Origin of the sequence: Sphingobacterium sp. LZ11T8 (assembly GCF_024261425.1) — a bacterium.
Taxonomy (GTDB): Bacteria; Bacteroidota; Bacteroidia; order Sphingobacteriales; family Sphingobacteriaceae; genus Sphingobacterium.
In genome coordinates this window covers 155,757-175,346 of sequence record NZ_JANBZY010000003.1, presented here as the reverse complement: position 1 = coordinate 175,346, position 19,590 = coordinate 155,757, and the positions used below count along the sequence as shown (strand labels likewise).

Here is a 19,590-nt window from a genome sequence, read left to right as displayed (position 1 = left end):
CCGTATGTTTAGACGAGTCCGGAACAAATTTTTGCGTATCGCACTGATTGTTATTTACTTTATTATCTTATTTACTTGCGCGGTACAAATTAACTTCCTAGGCTTGTTCGGATCATCGCCTACTAAGAAAGAAATATTGTTGCCTGAACTGAATGTTTCTTCCGAACTTTTTACCGCCGACTCTGTTTTAATCGGTCGCTATTACAAGCAAGATCGTGATCCTGTCCCTTATGATAGTATTTCTCCAAATATCGTTAATGCCCTAATTGCTACTGAAGATGTTCGTTTTAGAAAGCATCATGGGGTGGATTTTATTGGGTTGTTTGGCGGAGTGTTTTCAACTTTAAGTGGAAGTGATCGTGGAGCAAGTACTATTACCCAGCAACTTGCAAAGAATTTATATAGAACTCGCTACAAGGATGCTCAAGGACTGTTAGGGAAGATCCCGGGAGTTGGTCTGTTGGTCACAAAGTACAAGGAATGGATGACTGCCTTCAAATTGGAGAGCAAATACAGCAAAGAAGAAATCTTGACGATGTACCTGAATACCGTTTCGTTTAGCAATAATGCCTACGGTATTAAGTCGGCATCTGTAAGGTATTTTGATAAGCTGCCAAGTGAAGTTACCGTCAATGAAGCTGCTGTTTTGGTCGGTATGTTGAAGGGTACTACCTATTATAATCCAATCAGAAATCCTAAGAACGCTCTGCAACGTAGAAACGTCGTTCTAAACCAAATGGAAAAAGAAGGTTATCTGAAAAAGGATGAAGTAGCAACCCTGAGTAAAGATTCCTTGGGCTTGAACCTGAATAATCAGGAAGTTCGCAATTCCAACGATTCCTACCTTCGTACGGCAGTCGAAAAATGGTTGGAAGAATGGGGTGAAGAAAACGAAATAGATATCTATACCAGTGGTCTGAAAATATATACAACTATTGATTCCAGGATGCAGAAAATTGCTGAAACGGTTGTTTCAACCAAGATGAAGGAATTGCAACAGCGTCTGGACAATGTTTGGGGAAATGATCTGCCATGGAGAGATAAAGAAGGTAATGTGATCCCTAATTTTTTGGAAGACCATGCGAAAAAACTTCCGGCTTATGCATCATTGATGAAAAAATACAATGATGAAGCCAAGGTTTTTGAGGAGTTGAACAAGAAAAAATCCATGGAGGTCTTTACCTGGGATGGAATGGAGAAAGTGGATTATTCGACCATGGATTCGCTGAAACATTACCTGACCATGTTGAATACAGGAATGATGGTCATGGACCCATACAATGGAAATATTAAAGTTTGGGTTGGTGGTATCAATCACAACTATTACAAATTTGACCATGTAAACCAAGCGAAAAGACAGGCTGGATCTACCTTTAAGCCTTTTGCTTATGCAGCAGCCTTGGAGTCTGGTATGGCACCATGTGATAAATTCACCGATAAACCAGTAAAAATTGAATTCATTAACAATAAAGGGGAGCATGAGATCTGGGAGCCAAAAAATGCGGATTGGTCATTTTCTCACAGTGACTTGTCGCTAAGACATGCCATGGCTCGTTCATTAAATACGGTTACTGCACAGATAACAGAGAAAGTAGGTTGGGATAAGGTTGTGGAGATGGCTCATAAATGTGGTATTGATAGTAAATTGGAGTCGGTTCCGTCAGTTGGATTGGGCTCGAATGATGTTTCCGTTTTTGAAATGGTCAGGGGTTATAGCACCTTCATGAATGAAGGAAAGCGTACGGAGCCGGTATTGGTTTCAAGGATTGAAGATAAGGATGGAAAGGTATTGGCTGAATTCAAAACCACTACGAAGGAGGCAATTACTGCTGAAAATGCTTGGTTAATGGGCTATATGCTTAGGGGTACCATCGAAGAGTCGGGGGGCACATCCCAAGCTTTATGGGAATGGGATCTTTTTCAGGATGAGAATCAAATCGGTGGTAAAACAGGTACTTCTTCAGATTATGTTGACGGTTGGTACATGGGGGTAACGAAAGATTTGGTTGCTGGAGTGTGGGTAGGTTGTGATGAACAAAGCATACATTTTAAGAGTTCTGCAACTGGAGAAGGGTCTAAGACTGCATTACCGATATATGCCCTGTTTATGGAAGAGCTTTATAAACATCCTGAATTAGGGGTGACCTTTGGGAAATTTCCGGAATCAACAGTTGAAATTACCAAGAAATACAACTGTCCAGGACCTAGAGTGCGTGTTCGTCAGGATAGTAGCAGTACAGAGGGCTTGAATCCTGATGCTGAGATTCCTAATATTGTTCTACCTGATTTACTTAATCAAAATAACACGGAAGAGCAACAGGAGGAGACGAATTAATCGACTGAAGTGAATTGATTTTATTATTTTTATTGACTAATAATCAGTTATGAAATTTAACCATATGCTATTTGCGAGAATTTTATGCATTAATCTTGTTTTGGCAGTATGTATGGCCTTGATGCCAGGACAAGCTAGTGCCCAATATTTCGGGCAGAATAAGATGAGGTATAAGAAGCTTGATTTCAAAGTTTATGATACCCCACATTTCAATATTTATTATTATTTGCAAAATGATTCCATGATGAATTGGCTTGCAAAGGAATCTGAGGTGTGGTATGAATTGCATCAACAGGTCTTTCAAGATACCTTTTCGAGAAAAAACCCAATTATCCTATATAATAACCATCCTGAATTCCAGCAAACAACCGCCATATCGGGAGAGATCAGTGTAGGTACGGGTGGTGTTACGGAAGCTTTTAAACAGCGTGTCGTGATGCCGATCATGCAGATCAACCAACAGACTAGGCATGTATTGGGGCACGAATTGGTCCATGCATTCCAGTATAGGGTGTTGATCGAAGGTGGGGATTCAACGCGATTGGAGAATATTGCAAACCTGCCGTTGTGGATGGTAGAAGGGATGGCTGAGTACTTTTCCATTGGAAAGAAAGATGCTTTTACATCCATGTGGATGCGTGATTCGTATGCTAGAAATGACCTGCCTAGCTTGAGGCAGATGACAGAACAGTCAAGCAAGTATTTCCCTTATCGGTATGGCCAGGCTTTCTGGTCGTATTTAGGGTCCACTTATGGAGATACCGTAATTATGCCTCTATTTATTGAGACTGCAAAATACGGATATGAGAACGCAATAAAACGTGTTTTTGGCTATGATGCGCAGACCATGTCTACCTTGTGGAAGAACAGTATGGAGAACTCCTATAGAAATATAGGTAAGGATACGACTTCTAATCCGATTGGTAAGTTATTGCTATCTACCAAGAATGCAGGAAGGATGAATGTGTCTCCTGCAATTTCTCCTGATGGTAAATATGTGGTTTTCCTGTCAGAGATGGATATGTTCAGTATCGACCTGTTCCTGGCCGATGCCGAAACGGGTAATATTGTAAGGAAGCTGGGTAGCCGACTCACCAATAAGGATATCGATGAATTTAGTTTTATAGAATCTGCCGGTACATTTTCTCCAGATAGCAAGAAGTTTGCTTTCTCTGTCTTCAGTGAGGGCAAGAATAAGTTGATGATCGTGGATATTGGTACGGGTAGGACTTTGACGGTGCAGGCAATGGGTGACATTACAGAGTTTACCAATATTACTTGGGCGCCAAATGGAAGTTTGGTGGCTTTCTCCGGTTTGAAGAATGGAAGAAGCGATATCTATACCTATGATCTGGAGTCAAAAGATCTAAAGCAGTTAACTGACGATAAATATTCAGATTTCCAACCTAGTTTTTCAAGGGATGGAAAGTATATCGTATTCAGTACGGACAGGATGTCCTTGGAATCTTCAAGCAGAAGCGTTGATATTCCAATGGGCTTGGCTGTTGTCGATGTCAATACGAAAGAAATAAAAAATATCCCTGTTTTTCCAGGGGCAAATAATCTAAACCCTCATTTTTCATCTTCAGGAAAAGAGATCTATTTCTTGTCAAATAGTGATGGGTTTAGAAATATGTACCGTATCGTGATAGACGGTGGTCATGTGGAGAGAATGACTGATTTCTTTACGGGGATCAGTGGAATTACGGAATACTCACCGGCAATGAGCGTTTCTGCCAATGATGACATCATCTATTCTTATTTCAAGAATAATTCCTTCTCGATTTATAAAGCGAAAAGTTCTGAGTTTGAAACCAAATCCGTTGATCCGGGTGTCGTGAACCTTGAGGCAGCCATGTTGCCACCAGTTCAGAGTAGAGGGGTTGATGTGGTGAATACCAACCTTTATAACTTCAATGCTTATGGAAGGATCTCAAATTCGCAAATTCAGAACATCCCATATAAACCAAAATTCAAATTGGATTACTTGGCGAATAGTGGAGTCGGGATGTCCGTGGGTTCTAGGTACGGAGCAGGAATAAACTCTGGTATCCAAGGGATGTTTTCAGATATCTTAGGTTACAACCAGATTTTTGCAGCCTTGAACATCAATGGTGAAATCTATGATTTTGGTGGACAGGTAGCTTATATCAATCAGAGAAGCCGTTGGAATTGGGGTGGATCTTTATCGCATATTCCATACCGCTTTGGCTTCTATAATTTTGATCAAAGGGATTTAGGTAATGGCGTAGAGCCGGTGATCGATCAGTATTTGGTGAGGTCTTTCCAGAGCCAGGCTGATGCGTTCGTGGCCTATCCATTTAACAGGCACCATCGTTTTGAAACTGGTGGAGCCATTTCTTATAACTCCTACCGTGTTGACCGTTTTACCCAAAGCTATTATAACTACTATGGCAACCGCGAGCGTGTCCCTAATGATGAGGCCGCAAAAGCTTTAGGTGTGTCTAATCTGGATCCTTTTAACCTCATGCAGGTAAACGCAGGTTTTGTCGGTGATAACGCCGTTTTCGGTATTGCAGCTCCTTTGCAGGGCTTCAGATATAGGCTAGGAGCGGAGCAGTATTTCGGTACCTATAGTTTTACTGCACTGAATGTCGATCTGAGAAAATACCAAAGGATCAAACCGGTAACAATCGCAGCAAGGGTGTATTCTTATATGCGTATGGGTACCGATGCCGACAGGCTTTACAATATATATATAGGTTATCCTTATATGGTCCGTGGATTTGAGTCCAATTCATTTGGTCCTAACAGTATGATTGGCTACAATGACCTGTCAGGTTCTAAGATGGTCGTTGGAAACTTTGAAGTGAGATTGCCATTTACAGGGCCTGAGAAACTGGCCGTAATTCCTTCGGGGTTGCTATTTTCAGACCTGAACTTCTTTATTGATGGCGGTTTGGCTTGGAGCAATAACAGTATCGTGAAATGGAAGAAGACAGATGATGATATCGTTAGTGAAAACATCAATGGACAGACCTATAGCAGTTATGACCCAAGGGTAACCATGCCAGTGTTCAGTGCTGGTATATCACTTCGTGTGAACCTGTTTGGGGCAATGATATTAGAGCCTTATTATGCTATTCAGTTGAATAATCCTACAAGGGAGAAATTTGGAACCTTTGGATTAAACTTTGCGCCGGGTTGGTAGTCTAACTACTTAGAAAAGAGCGAGAGCAGAGTGAGATTAGTGTAGGGAAAGGTTGTTAAGGCCGTTGTTTATAGCTTATGCATAAACAACGGCTTTTTTGTTTGCGCCGAATTTTGATAGATGGGGACATAAGCTAAGCCAATTTGGGTTTGACTTGCGGATCAATCTTTCTTTAACAATCCTTCCCATAGAATTTAGTTCCTGCAATCTTCTGTCGGCTTCAAACAAACTGTTATGGGTTTCCACTAGAACGATACGGTTTAACATGGCAAAGGAAAAGAGCGTAGGCTCCTGTGTGCTCTGAAAATCCTGATAAACTGAATTTAAATCTTGGCTAAATCCCGCCTGTAAGAATTTGCGATTAGAATCTGTTGCGATATAAGTATAGTATTTATTCATTTTATTCTTGTTTTAGCTAAATTATTTGGTAATTTGCAATCGTTTTGCTAATTTTATTGGCACAATATTACTAATAAATTTAGTATTCCAAAAATTAAATAAAAAAAATCTATGGCTAATATCTCATCAAATCTTAAATATCTTCGGAAGAAAAAAGGATTAACCCAGCAGCAGTTTGCTGATTTAATGGAAATTAAGCGTGCTTCTGTAGGCGCGTATGAAGAGGATAGGGCAGAGCCTAAATATGAGTTGCTAAAAAAGATAGCAGAGTTCTACGATTTGAGTATGGATGAATTGGCCAATGATGAGATTGATGATAAATGGAAGCCTACGCCAAAAAGCAATGCCTCCAACCTGAGGGTACTAAGTGTGACCGTTGATTCCAATGATAGAGAAAATATTGAGTTAGTTCCGGTTAAGGCGAGTGCTGGATATTTGAATGGCTATGCAGATCCTGAATATGTTAGTGAGCTGCCAAAGTTTTCTTTGCCAATGTTTAATCAAGGTACCTATAGGGCTTTTGAGATCAAAGGTGATTCCATGTTGCCGTTAGCCTCGGGATCTTTGATCATCGCTGAATATGTAGAGAATTGGCATGATATCAAACCTGGCCAGACTTATGTGATCGTGTCTTCAGACGAGGGGATCGTTTATAAGAGGATTGGTCAGAAGTTTAAAGAAGATAAAGGTCTGAAACTGGTATCAGACAATAAGACCTACGAACCATATTGGGTTTCTGCAAATGAGATATTGGAGGTGTGGAAGGCGAAAGGGTTTGTGAGTACAGAATTGCCTGAGCCTAATCCAGAGCCGACCTTGGAAGCTTTGTCTACCATGATGGCGCAAATGCAGAAAACTATCAATTCAGTAGTCGATAAAAATTAACATCTAATTCATGGTTTGTAAATAAGAAATACATTTTGTACCTTTGTACTATCTGAAAGGAAGGGGGCATGGTATGCCCCCTTTTTTAATTCATTTTTTAAAATATGCAGGTTGAAAATCGAGTAATCGAGTTAGTAGAAGAGAAAATCGCCGACAGACCGGATTTATTTATTGTAAGTGTTCGGTTTTTAAAGAATGGCGTTTTAGAGATTCTTCTGGATGGAGATAATGGGATCGCAATTGAAGATTGTGTTCAAGTGAGTCGCCATGTTGGTTTTCATTTAGAAGAAGAAAACGTAATTGATAAAGCCTATCGCTTGGAGGTTTCTTCTCCAGGAATTGATTCCCCTTTGTTATTGAACAGACAGTACGAGAAGAATATCGGTAGAGATGTTCAGGTTAAGATGCAGGATGGAACGAAAAGAGAAGGACAGTTATTGGCAATCAATGACGGGTCGATCAGCATAGAAGAGAAAGTAAAAGAAAAAGGAAAGAAAGCTGTGTTGCAACAAGCTGAAATTCCCTTAGAACATATAAAGGAAACAAAGGTGTTAATTTCATTTAAATAAGAATGAGTACTAATATAAACTTGATTGACTCGTTTCAAGAGTTTAAAGACTTTAAGAACATCGACCGTCCAACCGTAATTACCGTTTTGGAGGAGGTGTTCCGCAGTATGATCCGCAAACGTTTTGGAACTGACGAGAATGTAGACGTTATTGTCAACCCAGATAACGGTGACTTAGAGATCTGGCGTACGCGTGTAGTTATGGAAGATGGTTTCTCAGAAGATGATGATCTAGAAATCGAATTGGAAGAAGCGCACAAATATGATCCAGATTTAGAAGTAGGAGATGATTACATTGAGCAAATTACTTTAGAAAGCTTTGGTAGACGTGCGATTTTAGCAGCTCGTCAGACATTGGTTTCTAAAATCCTTGAGCTTGAGAAAGACGAAGTCTTCAAGAAATATAAAGATCGTGAAGGTGAGTTGGTGATTGGTGAGGTTTATCAGATCTGGAAAAAAGAGATCTTAGTATTAGATGAGGATGGAAATGAGTTGATCCTTCCTAAGAGTGAGCAAATCCCTGCGGATTATTTCAAAAAAGGAGATAGCATCCGTGCGGTTGTTGACAAAGTGGACATGATGAACAATAATCCTAAGATTATTATCTCACGTACTGCTCCGGAATTCTTGCAGAGATTGTTTGAATTAGAAGTTCCTGAGATCTTTGATGGTTTGATTACCATTAAGAAGATCGTTCGTGAACCAGGAGAGCGCGCTAAGGTAGCTGTAGAGTCATATGATGACCGTATCGATCCTGTTGGAGCTTGTGTTGGTATGAAAGGATCTCGTATCCATGGTATCGTTCGTGAGCTGCGCAATGAGAACATCGACGTAATCAACTTTACAACCAACCACTCTTTATATATTACGCGTGCATTAAGTCCTGCGCGTATTACTTCAATCAAGATTGATGAAGAAAACAAAACCGCGGCTGTTTACTTGAAACCAGATCAGGTTTCTTTGGCAATTGGTCGTGGTGGACACAATATTAAATTGGCCGGTAAATTAACTGGCTATGAAATCGATGTTTACCGTGAGAGCGGAGAAGAAGAGGAAGATGTGGACATCGAAGAATTTGCAGATGAAATTGACGGATGGATTATCGACGAGTTTAAACGCGTTGGTTTAGATACAGCTAGATCTGTATTAGCACTGTCCGAAGAAGAACTTGTAAGACGTACGGATTTAGAAGAAGATACCATTCGCGAGATCCTACGTATTTTACAAGCGGAATTCGAATAATAAAAAGTTCGAATCTGAGGGTTTAACAATTTATAATAAATTGTTAAATCCTTGTAAAAAAACATATTTTTGTAGTACGAAATTATATTTAGGAAATAGTAGATGACAGAAGGTAAAAGTATAAACTTGCTTAAGGCGGCAAAAGAGCTCAACATTGGGATAGGCACGGCTGTAGAATATTTGGTTAAGAAAGGGTTTGATGTAGACTCTAAACCAAGTTCGAAGTTGAGCCCTGAGATGTATGGCGTTCTTTTGAAAGAATTTCAGGGTGATAAGATTGTTAAAGACGAGGCTAAACAAATAGTTATCGGCAAGATTCGCCGTGAAGAAGGTCCAGCCACAGGCACTGCTAGCTCTAGCCCTGAATCTACTGAAGAAAAGGAAAACCCTGCTGATGTGAAGGAAATCCTGATTAAAAATGCTTCTACGGAGAATGCCCAGCCTGCTGAGGATACGAAGAAAGAAGATTCGGGATCAGCGCTGAAGGTGGTAGGTAAGATAGACTTGGATAGTTTGAAGCGTGGTAAGCCAGCTGCTAAACCTGAGCCTAAAGAAGAAAAACCTGCTGAACCAGAGAAGAAAGTAGAGGTTAAGAAAGAAGAAGCTCCAGTTGCGAAACAGGAAGTAGAGCCTAAGAAAGAAGAGGTCGCCAAAGTTGAAGAGAAGAAGCCGGTTGTTGAACAACCTGTAAAACCTGCTCAACCTGTGAAAGAAGAGGCACCAGTTCAAACAGAAAAGCCAGTACAGCCTGAGAAGGTTGCACAGCCACAGAAATCTGAAAAGATAGAAAAACAACCTGAAGAGGTGAAAAAAAATAAAGAAGTAGAAAAACCTGCTGCTAAAGCTGAACCTGTCGATGATGTAATCCGCGCACGTTCAGAGACTTTAAGCGGTCCTAAAGTAGTTGGCAAGATTCAGTTGCCTGTATCTAAACCACACAAGCCAGTTGCTTCATCGTCAAATAATGCTGGTGGGAACCAACATGACAACAAACGTAAGCGCAAGCGTACGAACAAACCTAACACTGGACATGGTGGTCCTGGACATGGTCAAGGCCATCAAGGTCAAGGACATCAAGGACAAGGCCAACAAGGTCAAAACCAAGGTCAAGCTGGACAGGGACATGGACAACAACATGGCAACAGACAAGATGGCGGAAATCGCCCTCCATTCCAAGGTGGAAACAGACCAAACCGTGGAAATCATCCTAACAACGACCGACATGGTAACAACAGAGGTCGTAATGATAGAAACAGAAAACCTGATACACCGAAGGAAGAACCTACTGAAAAGGAAATCCAAGATCAAATCAAAGCAACACTTGCTCGCTTGAGCGGTGCTGGTAAATCCGGTAAATTTGCTCAACGTGCGAAATTACGCCGTCAAAAACGTGATGATATAGCGCTTTCTGCTGAAGAAGCAGCAATGGAAGAAGCAGCAATGTCAAAAGTATTGCGCGTAACAGAATTCGTTACAGCGAATGAATTGGCAAACTTAATGGATGTTCCTGTTACTCAGGTTATCGGTACTTGTATGAGCTTGGGTATGTTCGTTTCGATCAACCAAAGGTTGGATGCTGAAACATTGGCAATCGTAGCTGATGAATTCGGATTCCAAATTGAATTTATCAAACCTGAGGATGAGGAAACAACAGAACTAGAAGAAGCAAACGATGAAACTCGTTTGGTTCCTAGAGCGCCTATCGTTACGGTAATGGGACACGTTGACCACGGTAAAACATCCTTACTTGACTACATCCGTAAAGCGAATGTAACCAAAGGTGAAGCCGGTGGTATTACCCAGCACATTGGTGCATATGCCGTACAATTAGAAGGTGGTAAGAAAATCACATTCTTAGATACTCCAGGTCACGAAGCCTTTACGGCGATGCGTGCTCGTGGTGCTCAAGTAACGGATATCGTTATTATCGTGATTGCAGCGGATGATGCGGTGATGCCTCAAACAAAAGAAGCAATCAACCACGCGATGGCTGCAAACGTTCCTATCGTATTTGCTTTCACCAAGGTGGATAAGCCTGGTGCAAATGCAGATAAGATCCGTGAGCAACTATCCATCATGAACATTTTAGTTGAGGATTGGGGTGGTAAATACCAAGCTCAAGAGATCTCCGCTAAAACGGGTGAGAACGTTGAATTATTATTAGAGAAAGTATTATTAGAAGCAGAATTACTTGAACTGACGGCAGATCCTAAAAAACGTGCTGTAGGTTCGGTTATCGAAGCTGCTTTAGATAAAGGTAGAGGTATTGTAACGACTGTACTTGTACAGGGAGGTACCTTGAAAATTGGTGATCCAATCTTAGCGGGATCTTATTCTGGTAAAGTTAAGGCCTTGACGAATGAGCGCGGCGAACGCGTAAAAGAAGCAGGACCTTCCATGCCGGTACAGATCTTAGGTATGTCTGGTGCTCCAACTGCGGGTGATAAACTTTACGTTATGGAAAGTGAATCTGAAGCTCGTCAGGTTGCTAACAAACGTCTACAATTACAACGTGAACAAGGTATGCGTGCTACTAAGCACATTACCCTTGACGAAATCGGAAGACGTCTTGCGATCGGTAACTTTAAAGAACTTAACATCATTGTTAAAGGTGATGTGGATGGTTCAATCGAAGCATTATCCGATTCATTATTGAAACTGTCTACGGATGAAATCCAAGTTAATATCATTCACAAATCAGTTGGTGCTATCTCTGAGTCAGACGTATTATTAGCTTCTGCTTCAGATGCGATCATCATCGGTTTCCAAGTTCGTCCTACTCAAAATGCCCGTAAGTTGGCAGAGAACGAACAGATTGATATTCGTCTTTACTCCATCATCTATGATGCGATCGAAGAGATCAAATCTGCGATGGAAGGAATGTTGGCACCGAAACTTGAAGAGAAAATCGTTGCTGAGGTTGAAATCCGTGAGGTATTCAAGATCTCCAAAGTCGGTTCAATCGCCGGATGTATGGTTCTTGATGGTAAGATCAACAGAAATAACGATGTGCGCATAATCAGGGAAGGTGTAGTAATCCATACCGGAAAATTAGCTTCATTGAAACGTTTCAAAGACGACGTGAAAGAAGTTGCACAAGGTTACGAATGTGGTTTGAGCATTGAGAGATTTAACGATATCCAAGAGAAAGATATTGTAGAAGCATTCGAACAAGTAGAAGTAAAACGTAAGCTTTAATCCAAGGCTTCAACAAAATAACACAAGAGGTTTAACCGCAAGGTTAAACCTCTTTTTTTGTGCCTAACTCGCTGAGCCAACTTAAACTTACTATGGAATACCTCCGCTTCGCAATTATTTATGGAAAATGCTGCTTACTTATGTTTTATTGATGTCCTATTGACTATTTCTATTTGAAAATTCTATTGTAAGCTGTTATCTTTAACATCATGTTTACATTCAGGATTTCAGAGATCATTCAACAACCCAATCACAATATATCCATTCGATTTGAAGATATTTCAGGGAACTATCCCCCTTATAAAGCTGGGCAATTTTTAACCTTGGCTTTTGCTTTTGGCGAGCGCGAAGTTAGACGTTCCTATTCCTTTTCGAGTAGTCCGGTGGTTGATGAGCCTTATGAGATTACCGTAAAGCGGGTGGATAATGGCGAGATTTCGAGATTGCTTCACCATAAAACGCAGGTTGGCGATGAAATCCAAGTAATGGACCCACAGGGATTATTTACTTATATCCCTTCGGAAGACAATAAAAGAACAATTTTTCTTTTCGGGGCTGGAGTAGGGGTAACTCCCTTGTTTTCCATTCTGAAAACTGCATTAGTGGCGGAAACTGACACTAAAGTGGTCTTGGTCTACAGCAATAGCTCCAAGGAGCAGACCATCTTTTATGATGAGCTCCTAAAATGGCAAGCTGACTACCCGGACCGATTGCATGTTGAATTTATCTGGTCCAACAGCAAGAACCTTTTGACAGCAAGATTGAACAGGGATTATATCTTGAATCTTATCCGTGAGCATTTAAATGATGGGCAGGAAGCTGTTTTCTACACCTGTGGGCCTCTGTTTTATATGGACTTGGTCCGCTTTACCTTATTGGGAATGGGTGTTCCGGAAGCGGATATCAAAAGGGAAACTTTTCATTTCCCTGAAGAAGAGGAAGACGAGGACGAGAAGGAAGAAGAACCGGTGGACATGACTAGCTATGATATTGTTCTGAAGTTTCAGGGCAAGGACTATCCAATGACCATTCCATACGATAAGACGATCCTGGACATCGGGTTAGAGCATAAGATCAAATTGCCATATTCCTGCAAGTCGGGAATGTGCAGCACCTGCATCTCCCAAGTTACCAAAGGAGCTGTCAGGATGGATTACAATGAGGTTTTGACAGACAGGGAGGTGGACAATGGAAGATGCTTGATCTGTACCTCACATCCCATGGAAAACGGTACTACTATTGAAGTCTATTAATATTTGAAAATGAAAAGAGGATTCGTACTCATAATGTTTCTTTCACTGGCCAACCTGGTCTTTGGCCAAGAAACCTATAAAATCACCTACCATTATTTTCGTGATGGTGCCATGATGAAGCAAGATCCAGTGGTGGTTTTCGCCACGAAAGGAAAATCATTCATTACCAAGGAGAGTTTGGTTTCGGGTTCTGCACGCTATCCTGCAGAGGTCTCCAGTTTTGATTATTCCAATAAAAAGGTCTATCGGATTGCCTATTTATCTGCCTCAAAGCAGATCAGTACCGTGGATAGTACAACCTTGACTAAGTATGCTTATGAAGAACAGGGTGCTGGAACTGAAATCTTAAAGCATAAGACTAAAAAAGTGGTTACCTCAGTCAATTCCAATAAGATTGAATTATTATACAGTAATGATCTATCGATCAATGCAGCTCCAAATGACTTGGGGCAAGGCTTAGGATTGGTACTAGAATACCGCAGAAATGGCAATTCTGGGCTAGTCGCTGCTTCAATTGAGAAGCTTAAAGCTTGGCCAAAGGACCTTCCGGAAATTAATAAGGCAGATTTGCTAGATGAACTATCCTATAGGGACGAGCTTTGGAAGAGTAGGTTCGTACATATTCCTATTTTCCAAAATGAACAGATCTGTTTTCAACCGGGAATCAAATCTGATTCTATTTTCAGGTTTGCAGAAGGTACCGTCATACTCAAAAAAGTACAGGTTCCTCAGGTCGACGAAAATAGCCAAGCCTTTATCCAGTTGATCGAAAAATCAAATGGCGATGCCTATGACAGGACTGGCTCGGTTTTCTTGATTGCTGAAGATCAAAAAATCAGTTTTTTGGATGGAATGAAAAATGGAATGGAAACCCTTCCAAAGGTCACAGACTCTGCAGGGGTCAGTTATCCTGGTATGGTCCGTACTTCAGAATTCTCGCCAGTATTTGAGCTCATGCGATTTTTTACCCCATTTGGAGTCTCTCACTTTAATGATCGATTGGCTTTAAAGGGTAAAACCTGGCAAGATAGCGTAATCTACCGGCAAGATATTTCCGAATTCCTTTCCGTGCTTTCAGGCAAGGAAGTATATATCGGTACTTATATTGGAAACTATGACAAAGGTGGCCACAAGGTTAGTTTAGAGCTGACCATTCATCCCGGTGGATCCAATTATGCAAGTGGTATGAAGATTATGCCATTGTTCAATACGACTAATATCATGGAAATGGGCGGTCAGATCTATCCGACCATGTTTGCTGATGAAAAGGGATTGGAGTTGACCTTTGACCTAACAGAGGATATCAAAGGGGCGAAGCTAAGATATATTACTACTGGCCATGGTGGTTGGGGGAATGGAGATGAGTTTGTCCCTAAACCCAATAAGATTTTTATGGATGGTAAATTGCAGGCACAGTTCACTCCTTGGCGATTAGATTGCGGTAGCTACCGACTATATAACCCAGTCAGTGGGAATTTTGAAGATGGATTGTCTTCTTCCGACTTGAGCAGGTCGAATTAGTGCCCAGGAACAGTTACCAATCCTGTCTTTATAGATTTGGGAGATTTGAAAGCTGGAAAACATACCGTACGAGTACAGATTCCACAAGGACCTCGCGAAGGCGATAGCTTTAGCTTTTGGAACGTCTCGGGAGCTTTGGTATATCCTTAACAGAAATACAAAAAGACGCTTTTAGAGCGTCTTTTTTGCTATTGGAATATTGCAGTGCAGTTCTTTGTTGAGTTCTTCAGCAAAATCAGTCGATAAGAAAGAAGTTGCAGGATCAATTTTTTGGTGGATAAAGAAATAAGCCTGTTTCAGACCCGCATCTTTCCACTCTTTTAGCTTCAGGACCCAATTGGCAAGCCGTTCTTTGTCAAGTATTTCGGTAGATGACACAAATCGAATAAAAGCTACCGGAGTGGTCAGCCTAAAGTTCAGCATATCCCTTCTCCCGGGTGTGTCCACAATGATGTTCGTTGTCCTGGTGCTGGTCAGCAGTTTCAGATATTTCTCTAAAACCTCTTTGTCATTATACCATTCTTCATGACGAACTTCAAAGGCGAGGGGGTATCCTTTTGGAAATCGTTCCAAAAAACCTTCCAACCTTTCAAATGCCTTTGGTCTAAAGTTCTCTGGCATTTGCAGAAATGCCATGCCCAACTTTTCTTCAAAAAGCACCGTAGAATCCACAAAGGCCGCAACCTTTTCATCGGTATTGTTTAATCTAGAATAATGGCTGATGCTATTGGTAAACTTCGGGCAGAATTTAAAATCTTCCGTTGTTCTGTTCTTCCAGATCAATACCTGTTCCTTGCTCGGTGTTCGGTAGAATGTGCCATTAAATTCAACTGCATTGAAGTTTTGGGAATAGAGGTTCAGTTCATCTTTCGTACCGCGTGGATAAAAGCCTTTCAGATCAGCCTTTGACCATTTCGGGTAGCCCACAAATATTTCAAAATCATCATCTTTTTTATATTTGTTCAACAATTTGACGGTCTCTATGGGAGTCGCTGGCAGAGAAAAATCAATATGGCTAGGATCGTCTACTTTTCCGAATTTCATGTTAAATGCTTTGAGGCTACTAAGATAAGGTTAAAAATAGAAAAGCCATTCCCATGTATAGGAATGGCTTTTCTTTTTGGTTCTTATCCATTATTTCAGTACATGTTTTACGCCTTCAAATGTCATCTGTACAGGCAGGATCTTACCGTCTTTATCGAATTTCATTTCATCGATACAGGTTTCGCGTTCATTGGCACCTTTTTTATCCAATGGACGACGGTGGTATACCATATAGTATTTGTCCTCATTAGGGATCTTGATCACCGAATGGTGCCCTGCACCATATGCGATCTTAGGATCAGGCTGAAGCACTGTGCCTATTCTTTCAAATGGACCAAATGGTGTGTCTGAAATGGCATAGGCTACTTTATAATCAGGACCTGTCCATCCGCCTTCAGACCACATAAAGTAATATTTATTGTCCTTGATAAACATGAATGGACCTTCGGTATAGTTTTCTGGAGTTACATCCTTGTAAATGGTTCCATCTTCAAATGGAACAAGGCTCTTAAAATCATCACTTAATTTCACAACATTACAATGTCCCCAACCACCATAAAACATGTAGTGTTGACCATCTTTATCCTTGAATACAAACTGATCTATGGGTTGAGCGCCATTAACGATCTCATTGATCAATGGTTTTCCAATTAAATCTTTGTACGGACCTTCAGGTTTGTCTGCTACTGCTACCCCAATCCCACCAATTTCTCCTTCATGCACATCGTTGGCGCCAAAGAAGAAATAGTATTTTCCATCTTTCTCAATTACAGATGGAGCCCACATAGCTTTGTTGGCCCATTTTACCTCCGTATTGTTCAAGATGTTGGGATGCTTTTTCCAATTTACAAGATCTTTTGAGGAAAAGGCGTCAAACTTAATCTGTTCTTCGTACGGAGCAGAATATGTTGGGAATATCCAATATTCATTATTATAAATGATGCCTTCAGGATCGGCATACCAGCCTTCGAAAACAGGATTTTGTTGTGCTTGACTTGTGCTGCAAAATAATAGGCCTACTGCTGCCAGTGAAAGAATAGTGTTTTTCATTTTTTAAATAGGTTTAAGAATTTGAAAATACAGAAATTTTCCCTGATTACAAATTCATTGGTTCTAGCTCTTGGGAACTAGGTTAAGCCTAGACTAAGAATGGGTTGGGGTATTAAAGAAAAAAGGCATAACGTTCAGTTACACCTTTTGGGCAAAAATCTACTTATAAACGAAGAGGGACTTATTTTACAGGGTATGTTACGGTTACATTGCTTATTTTCCATCCGTCTTTGTTGTTGCATAGGGTAACATAATCATATCTTGTGAAATGCTCAAATTTAGTAGCGATTCTTACAATGCTACAGTCATCGTTTTTCTCCACGAAATTGTAGGATGTTTCAGCTCTTAATTTTACTCCTTTTTGCTTTTTCAAGTGATTGACCAAGGTACTTCTTCCAATAAGCTCACGTTGACCGTTGTTTGGCGTTGCGTATTTGAAGTTTTCAGTGAATAGATGGTCTACCAATGCTACTTCGCCATTGTTGGTGGCATCGATATAGTGATCGATAATAGATTCTACCTTAATGAACTTTACAGGTTCTGGTTTACTGTTAGCAAATACAAATGAACTGACAAGTGTAAATACTGTTGCTGCGATTAGTGAGATTAGCGTTTTCATGATTTTGAATTTTTAATTTATTAGTTTTTTATGTTTGTAATTGTTTGATTCAAAGGTATATGTAAAACAGAGGCGCGAACAGGGAGAATAGGCAAGGCCTTTGGAAAACTCGGTAAAACTTGAAGATTATTCGGCGAAAAAACCCTGCAAAAAATTCGTTTCGGTGAATGGCAGGAATAGAAAACAAAAAAGAAGCTATCGAATTCTCGATAGCTTCTTAACAATTAACCTTCTAAATATCAGTTATTAACCTATTTTAAAGGATGTCATGGTCAATGCACCAGCTACTGCGGCATCATTGAATATCTGTAGATCTTCATTTTTCTCTTGCAGGGCCAAAGCATAGATCATTGGCAGATAGTGTTCTGCTGTAGGAATTGCCATTTGAAAGGCAGAACCTTGCTTTTGAAAGTCTATCAAAGGTTGGTGGTTGCCGTCCAAAATATATTCCTTCATTTTTTCGTTAGCCTCTTGTGCCCAATCAAAAGCAAAACCAACCGTGTTGAGATGCTTCCAAGACACCATTCTCAGGTTATGTACATTGTTTCCTGACCCGATGATCAATACACCTTTCTTGCGTAGGGCAGCTAATTCCTTGGCTAATGCATAATGATGGGCGGCAGGCATGCTGTAGTCGATGCTCATTTGGATAATGGGAACATCGGCATTGGGGTAGAGGTGTTTTACTACCGACCAAGATCCATGGTCCAAGCCCCATTTATCATCCAAGTGAACCTCTTTGCTGTGCACGATATCTTTTACTGCCGCTGCCAATTCAGGAGAGCCGGGAGCCGGATATTGTACATCGAACAGTGCTTGCGGGAATCCACCAAAATCATGGATGGTACTTGGCATTTCCATTGCCGTTACATAGGTTCCCTTGGTTTCCCAGTGAGCCGAGATAACGAGGATAGCCGTTGGTTTTTCGATTTCCTTACCTATATTTTTGAACCCTTGAACAAATTCATTGTCCTCAATAGCGTTCATCGGACTACCATGGCCCAAAAACAGCACCGGCATATTGCTGCTACTGTTCAGTCCATCTATAAATTTATTGAGACTTTTCAACTTCACTGCGGCACCTGCCAAAGGCAAGGTGGCGGCTGCAGCTAAAAATTGTTTTCTTGTCATATCTTCCATTATAAATACCTTTCCAATGTATTTACAAATATCGCTAGGATATGTTGGTCGGTGGTATGAGAATTTGGAAGAAAGGTATAAGAATTAGGAAATCAAGCGGTTCATTTCTTCCCTGAATTCCGTGGGCGTCTGTCCTGACTTCTTCTTGAAAACACTGGTAAAATAGGCCTTGTCGGAATAACCCAATTCAAAACCAATTTCTGAAATGGTTTTATTGCTGCTGATCAACAGGTTTTTGGCTTCAATGAGTTTTCGGGTCTCAATAATTTCGGAAACACTCTGTTGGAGAATATTTTGGGTGATGCTGTTTAGGTTCCGGGGACTCATAAAGAGCTTCTCTGCATAATAATTTACGCCTTCAGGCCTGCGAAAGTTCTCTTCCAAAATGTTGAGGAAGTTCTTGAACGTAATGTCTTGATTTTTAAAGAGGTTCAAATGGTCGGGTTGTTGCTTTTTCCTTTCTGCTTCGATCATGGTAAATAAGCTGTTCAATAATTCCCTTACAATGGCAAGTTCAGGCTTTTCCTGTTGCATCTCATCGTATATCATTTTGCAGATTTGCTCCAGCCGTTCAAAACACCGTCCCGTAGGGAAAGCCAGGTTCGCATTATCATGGAAATAACCATATAGGTTAAAGGTGGTTTCAGGAATAAATTCACTTTTAAATCGCAGTACCCAAAAATCACAGGCTCCATTTTCCAACATCGGCACTATCCGATGGATTTTCCCTCGACTTACAAAACAAACAAACGGAGCTGTATAGGTCTCATTTTTGAAATCGATGAAATGCTCAATTTTTCCTTTCATTCCAATGATGAGTTCCTCAAATTGATGATTATGGGGCTCATTGCTCTGGCTTTGTATGTATAATGCCTCTTTATTATCTACCTTATATATTTTGAACAGATCTTCCATGTATCAGCCAATGTTTCTATTAAATATCTCAATTTTTGTCGAATTGTTTGTTCCAAAATCAAAATTTCAGCTTTTTAACTCAAATAGAATTGGAAAAATAGGGTAGTAATTGAAATTAACCTAGTATTTTCTAGTCTTTATTTAAAATCGGTTAGGTTTTTACAATATTTTAATAATTATCAATTTTAAACTTCGAAATACACTGTTAATTATTGCTGTTTGCTGTTATTTGATGGTTTTGTTCAATTT

At 40.4% G+C, this 19,590-nt stretch carries 13 protein-coding genes and 1 pseudogene; 8 read left to right on the top strand and 6 right to left on the bottom strand.

All coding sequences use genetic code 11. The features are described 5' to 3' along the window. Positions 1-4: 4 nt before the first annotated feature. Positions 5-2,335, top strand: a complete 2,331-nt coding sequence (locus NLF99_RS08945; protein WP_185218376.1) for a transglycosylase domain-containing protein — start codon at positions 5-7, stop codon at positions 2,333-2,335. A 49-nt stretch (positions 2,336-2,384) separates the two neighbouring features. After that, the gene (locus NLF99_RS08940) at positions 2,385-5,507 is read left to right on the top strand and encodes a DPP IV N-terminal domain-containing protein (protein ID WP_254527810.1); all 3,123 of its coding nucleotides are present in this window, start codon (positions 2,385-2,387) and stop codon (positions 5,505-5,507) included. 75 nt (positions 5,508-5,582) lie between these two features. Here the strand turns inward: NLF99_RS08940 and NLF99_RS08935 are convergent, their stop codons facing one another. Beyond that, positions 5,583-5,906, bottom strand: coding sequence for a hypothetical protein (locus NLF99_RS08935; protein ID WP_254527809.1), 324 nt, complete (start codon positions 5,904-5,906; stop codon positions 5,583-5,585). Positions 5,907-6,017: 111 nt separating this feature from the next. On the opposite strand from NLF99_RS08935, the gene NLF99_RS08930 reads away from it, so the two are divergent. The 6 genes and pseudogenes from NLF99_RS08930 (at position 6,018) to NLF99_RS08905 (ending at position 14,723) form a co-directional block, all read left to right on the top strand. Further along, entirely contained in the window at positions 6,018-6,791 is a 774-nt protein-coding gene (locus NLF99_RS08930) for a LexA family transcriptional regulator (RefSeq protein WP_185218374.1), read from the top strand. A gap of 104 nt (positions 6,792-6,895) precedes the next feature. Continuing rightward, positions 6,896-7,360 carry a ribosome assembly cofactor RimP gene (gene rimP, locus NLF99_RS08925; protein ID WP_185218373.1) on the top strand — a complete coding sequence of 155 codons (465 nt, stop codon included), beginning with the start codon at positions 6,896-6,898 and terminating at the stop codon, positions 7,358-7,360. Positions 7,361-7,362: 2 nt separating this feature from the next. Then, entirely contained in the window at positions 7,363-8,601 is a 1,239-nt protein-coding gene (nusA, locus tag NLF99_RS08920; RefSeq protein ID WP_185213717.1) for a transcription termination factor NusA, read from the top strand. A 102-nt stretch (positions 8,602-8,703) separates the two neighbouring features. Beyond that, positions 8,704-11,799, top strand: coding sequence for a translation initiation factor IF-2 (gene infB / locus NLF99_RS08915; protein WP_254527808.1), 3,096 nt, complete (start codon positions 8,704-8,706; stop codon positions 11,797-11,799). Positions 11,800-12,008: 209 nt separating this feature from the next. Continuing rightward, the gene (locus NLF99_RS08910; protein WP_185218371.1) at positions 12,009-13,052 is read left to right on the top strand and encodes a ferredoxin--NADP reductase; all 1,044 of its coding nucleotides are present in this window, start codon (positions 12,009-12,011) and stop codon (positions 13,050-13,052) included. A 9-nt stretch (positions 13,053-13,061) separates the two neighbouring features. Further along, positions 13,062-14,723: pseudogene (locus NLF99_RS08905) on the top strand (PNGase F N-terminal domain-containing protein). 21 nt (positions 14,724-14,744) lie between these two features. Here the strand turns inward: NLF99_RS08905 and NLF99_RS08900 are convergent. From NLF99_RS08900 to NLF99_RS08880, 5 genes are all read right to left on the bottom strand, one after another. Continuing rightward, positions 14,745-15,617 carry a DUF72 domain-containing protein gene (locus NLF99_RS08900; protein WP_254527803.1) on the bottom strand — a complete coding sequence of 291 codons (873 nt, stop codon included), beginning with the start codon at positions 15,615-15,617 and terminating at the stop codon, positions 14,745-14,747. A 90-nt stretch (positions 15,618-15,707) separates the two neighbouring features. Beyond that, positions 15,708-16,667, bottom strand: coding sequence for a glycoside hydrolase family 43 protein (locus NLF99_RS08895; RefSeq protein ID WP_185213721.1), 960 nt, complete (start codon positions 16,665-16,667; stop codon positions 15,708-15,710). Positions 16,668-16,848: 181 nt separating this feature from the next. Next, positions 16,849-17,286, bottom strand: coding sequence for a nuclear transport factor 2 family protein (locus NLF99_RS08890; protein WP_254527802.1), 438 nt, complete (start codon positions 17,284-17,286; stop codon positions 16,849-16,851). Positions 17,287-17,532: 246 nt separating this feature from the next. Then, positions 17,533-18,417 carry a 4,5-DOPA dioxygenase extradiol gene (gene ygiD / locus NLF99_RS08885; RefSeq protein ID WP_185218367.1) on the bottom strand — a complete coding sequence of 295 codons (885 nt, stop codon included), beginning with the start codon at positions 18,415-18,417 and terminating at the stop codon, positions 17,533-17,535. Positions 18,418-18,510: 93 nt separating this feature from the next. Next, positions 18,511-19,341 carry a response regulator transcription factor gene (locus NLF99_RS08880; protein ID WP_254527801.1) on the bottom strand — a complete coding sequence of 277 codons (831 nt, stop codon included), beginning with the start codon at positions 19,339-19,341 and terminating at the stop codon, positions 18,511-18,513. Positions 19,342-19,590 lie beyond the last annotated feature (249 nt).

Coding starts and splice junctions, on each gene's coding strand:
- NLF99_RS08940 (WP_254527810.1), top strand. CDS start 2,385: ATGAAATTTAACCATATGCTATTTGCGAGAATTTTATGCATTAATCTT.
- NLF99_RS08910 (WP_185218371.1), top strand. CDS start 12,009: ATGTTTACATTCAGGATTTCAGAGATCATTCAACAACCCAATCACAAT.
- NLF99_RS08930 (WP_185218374.1), top strand. CDS start 6,018: ATGGCTAATATCTCATCAAATCTTAAATATCTTCGGAAGAAAAAAGGA.
- NLF99_RS08880 (WP_254527801.1), bottom strand. CDS start 19,341: ATGGAAGATCTGTTCAAAATATATAAGGTAGATAATAAAGAGGCATTA.
- NLF99_RS08890 (WP_254527802.1), bottom strand. CDS start 17,286: ATGAAAACGCTAATCTCACTAATCGCAGCAACAGTATTTACACTTGTC.
- rimP (WP_185218373.1), top strand. CDS start 6,896: ATGCAGGTTGAAAATCGAGTAATCGAGTTAGTAGAAGAGAAAATCGCC.
- NLF99_RS08900 (WP_254527803.1), bottom strand. CDS start 15,617: ATGAAATTCGGAAAAGTAGACGATCCTAGCCATATTGATTTTTCTCTG.
- NLF99_RS08935 (WP_254527809.1), bottom strand. CDS start 5,906: ATGAATAAATACTATACTTATATCGCAACAGATTCTAATCGCAAATTC.
- infB (WP_254527808.1), top strand. CDS start 8,704: ATGACAGAAGGTAAAAGTATAAACTTGCTTAAGGCGGCAAAAGAGCTC.
- NLF99_RS08945 (WP_185218376.1), top strand. CDS start 5: ATGTTTAGACGAGTCCGGAACAAATTTTTGCGTATCGCACTGATTGTT.
- ygiD (WP_185218367.1), bottom strand. CDS start 18,417: ATGACAAGAAAACAATTTTTAGCTGCAGCCGCCACCTTGCCTTTGGCA.
- nusA (WP_185213717.1), top strand. CDS start 7,363: ATGAGTACTAATATAAACTTGATTGACTCGTTTCAAGAGTTTAAAGAC.
- NLF99_RS08895 (WP_185213721.1), bottom strand. CDS start 16,667: ATGAAAAACACTATTCTTTCACTGGCAGCAGTAGGCCTATTATTTTGC.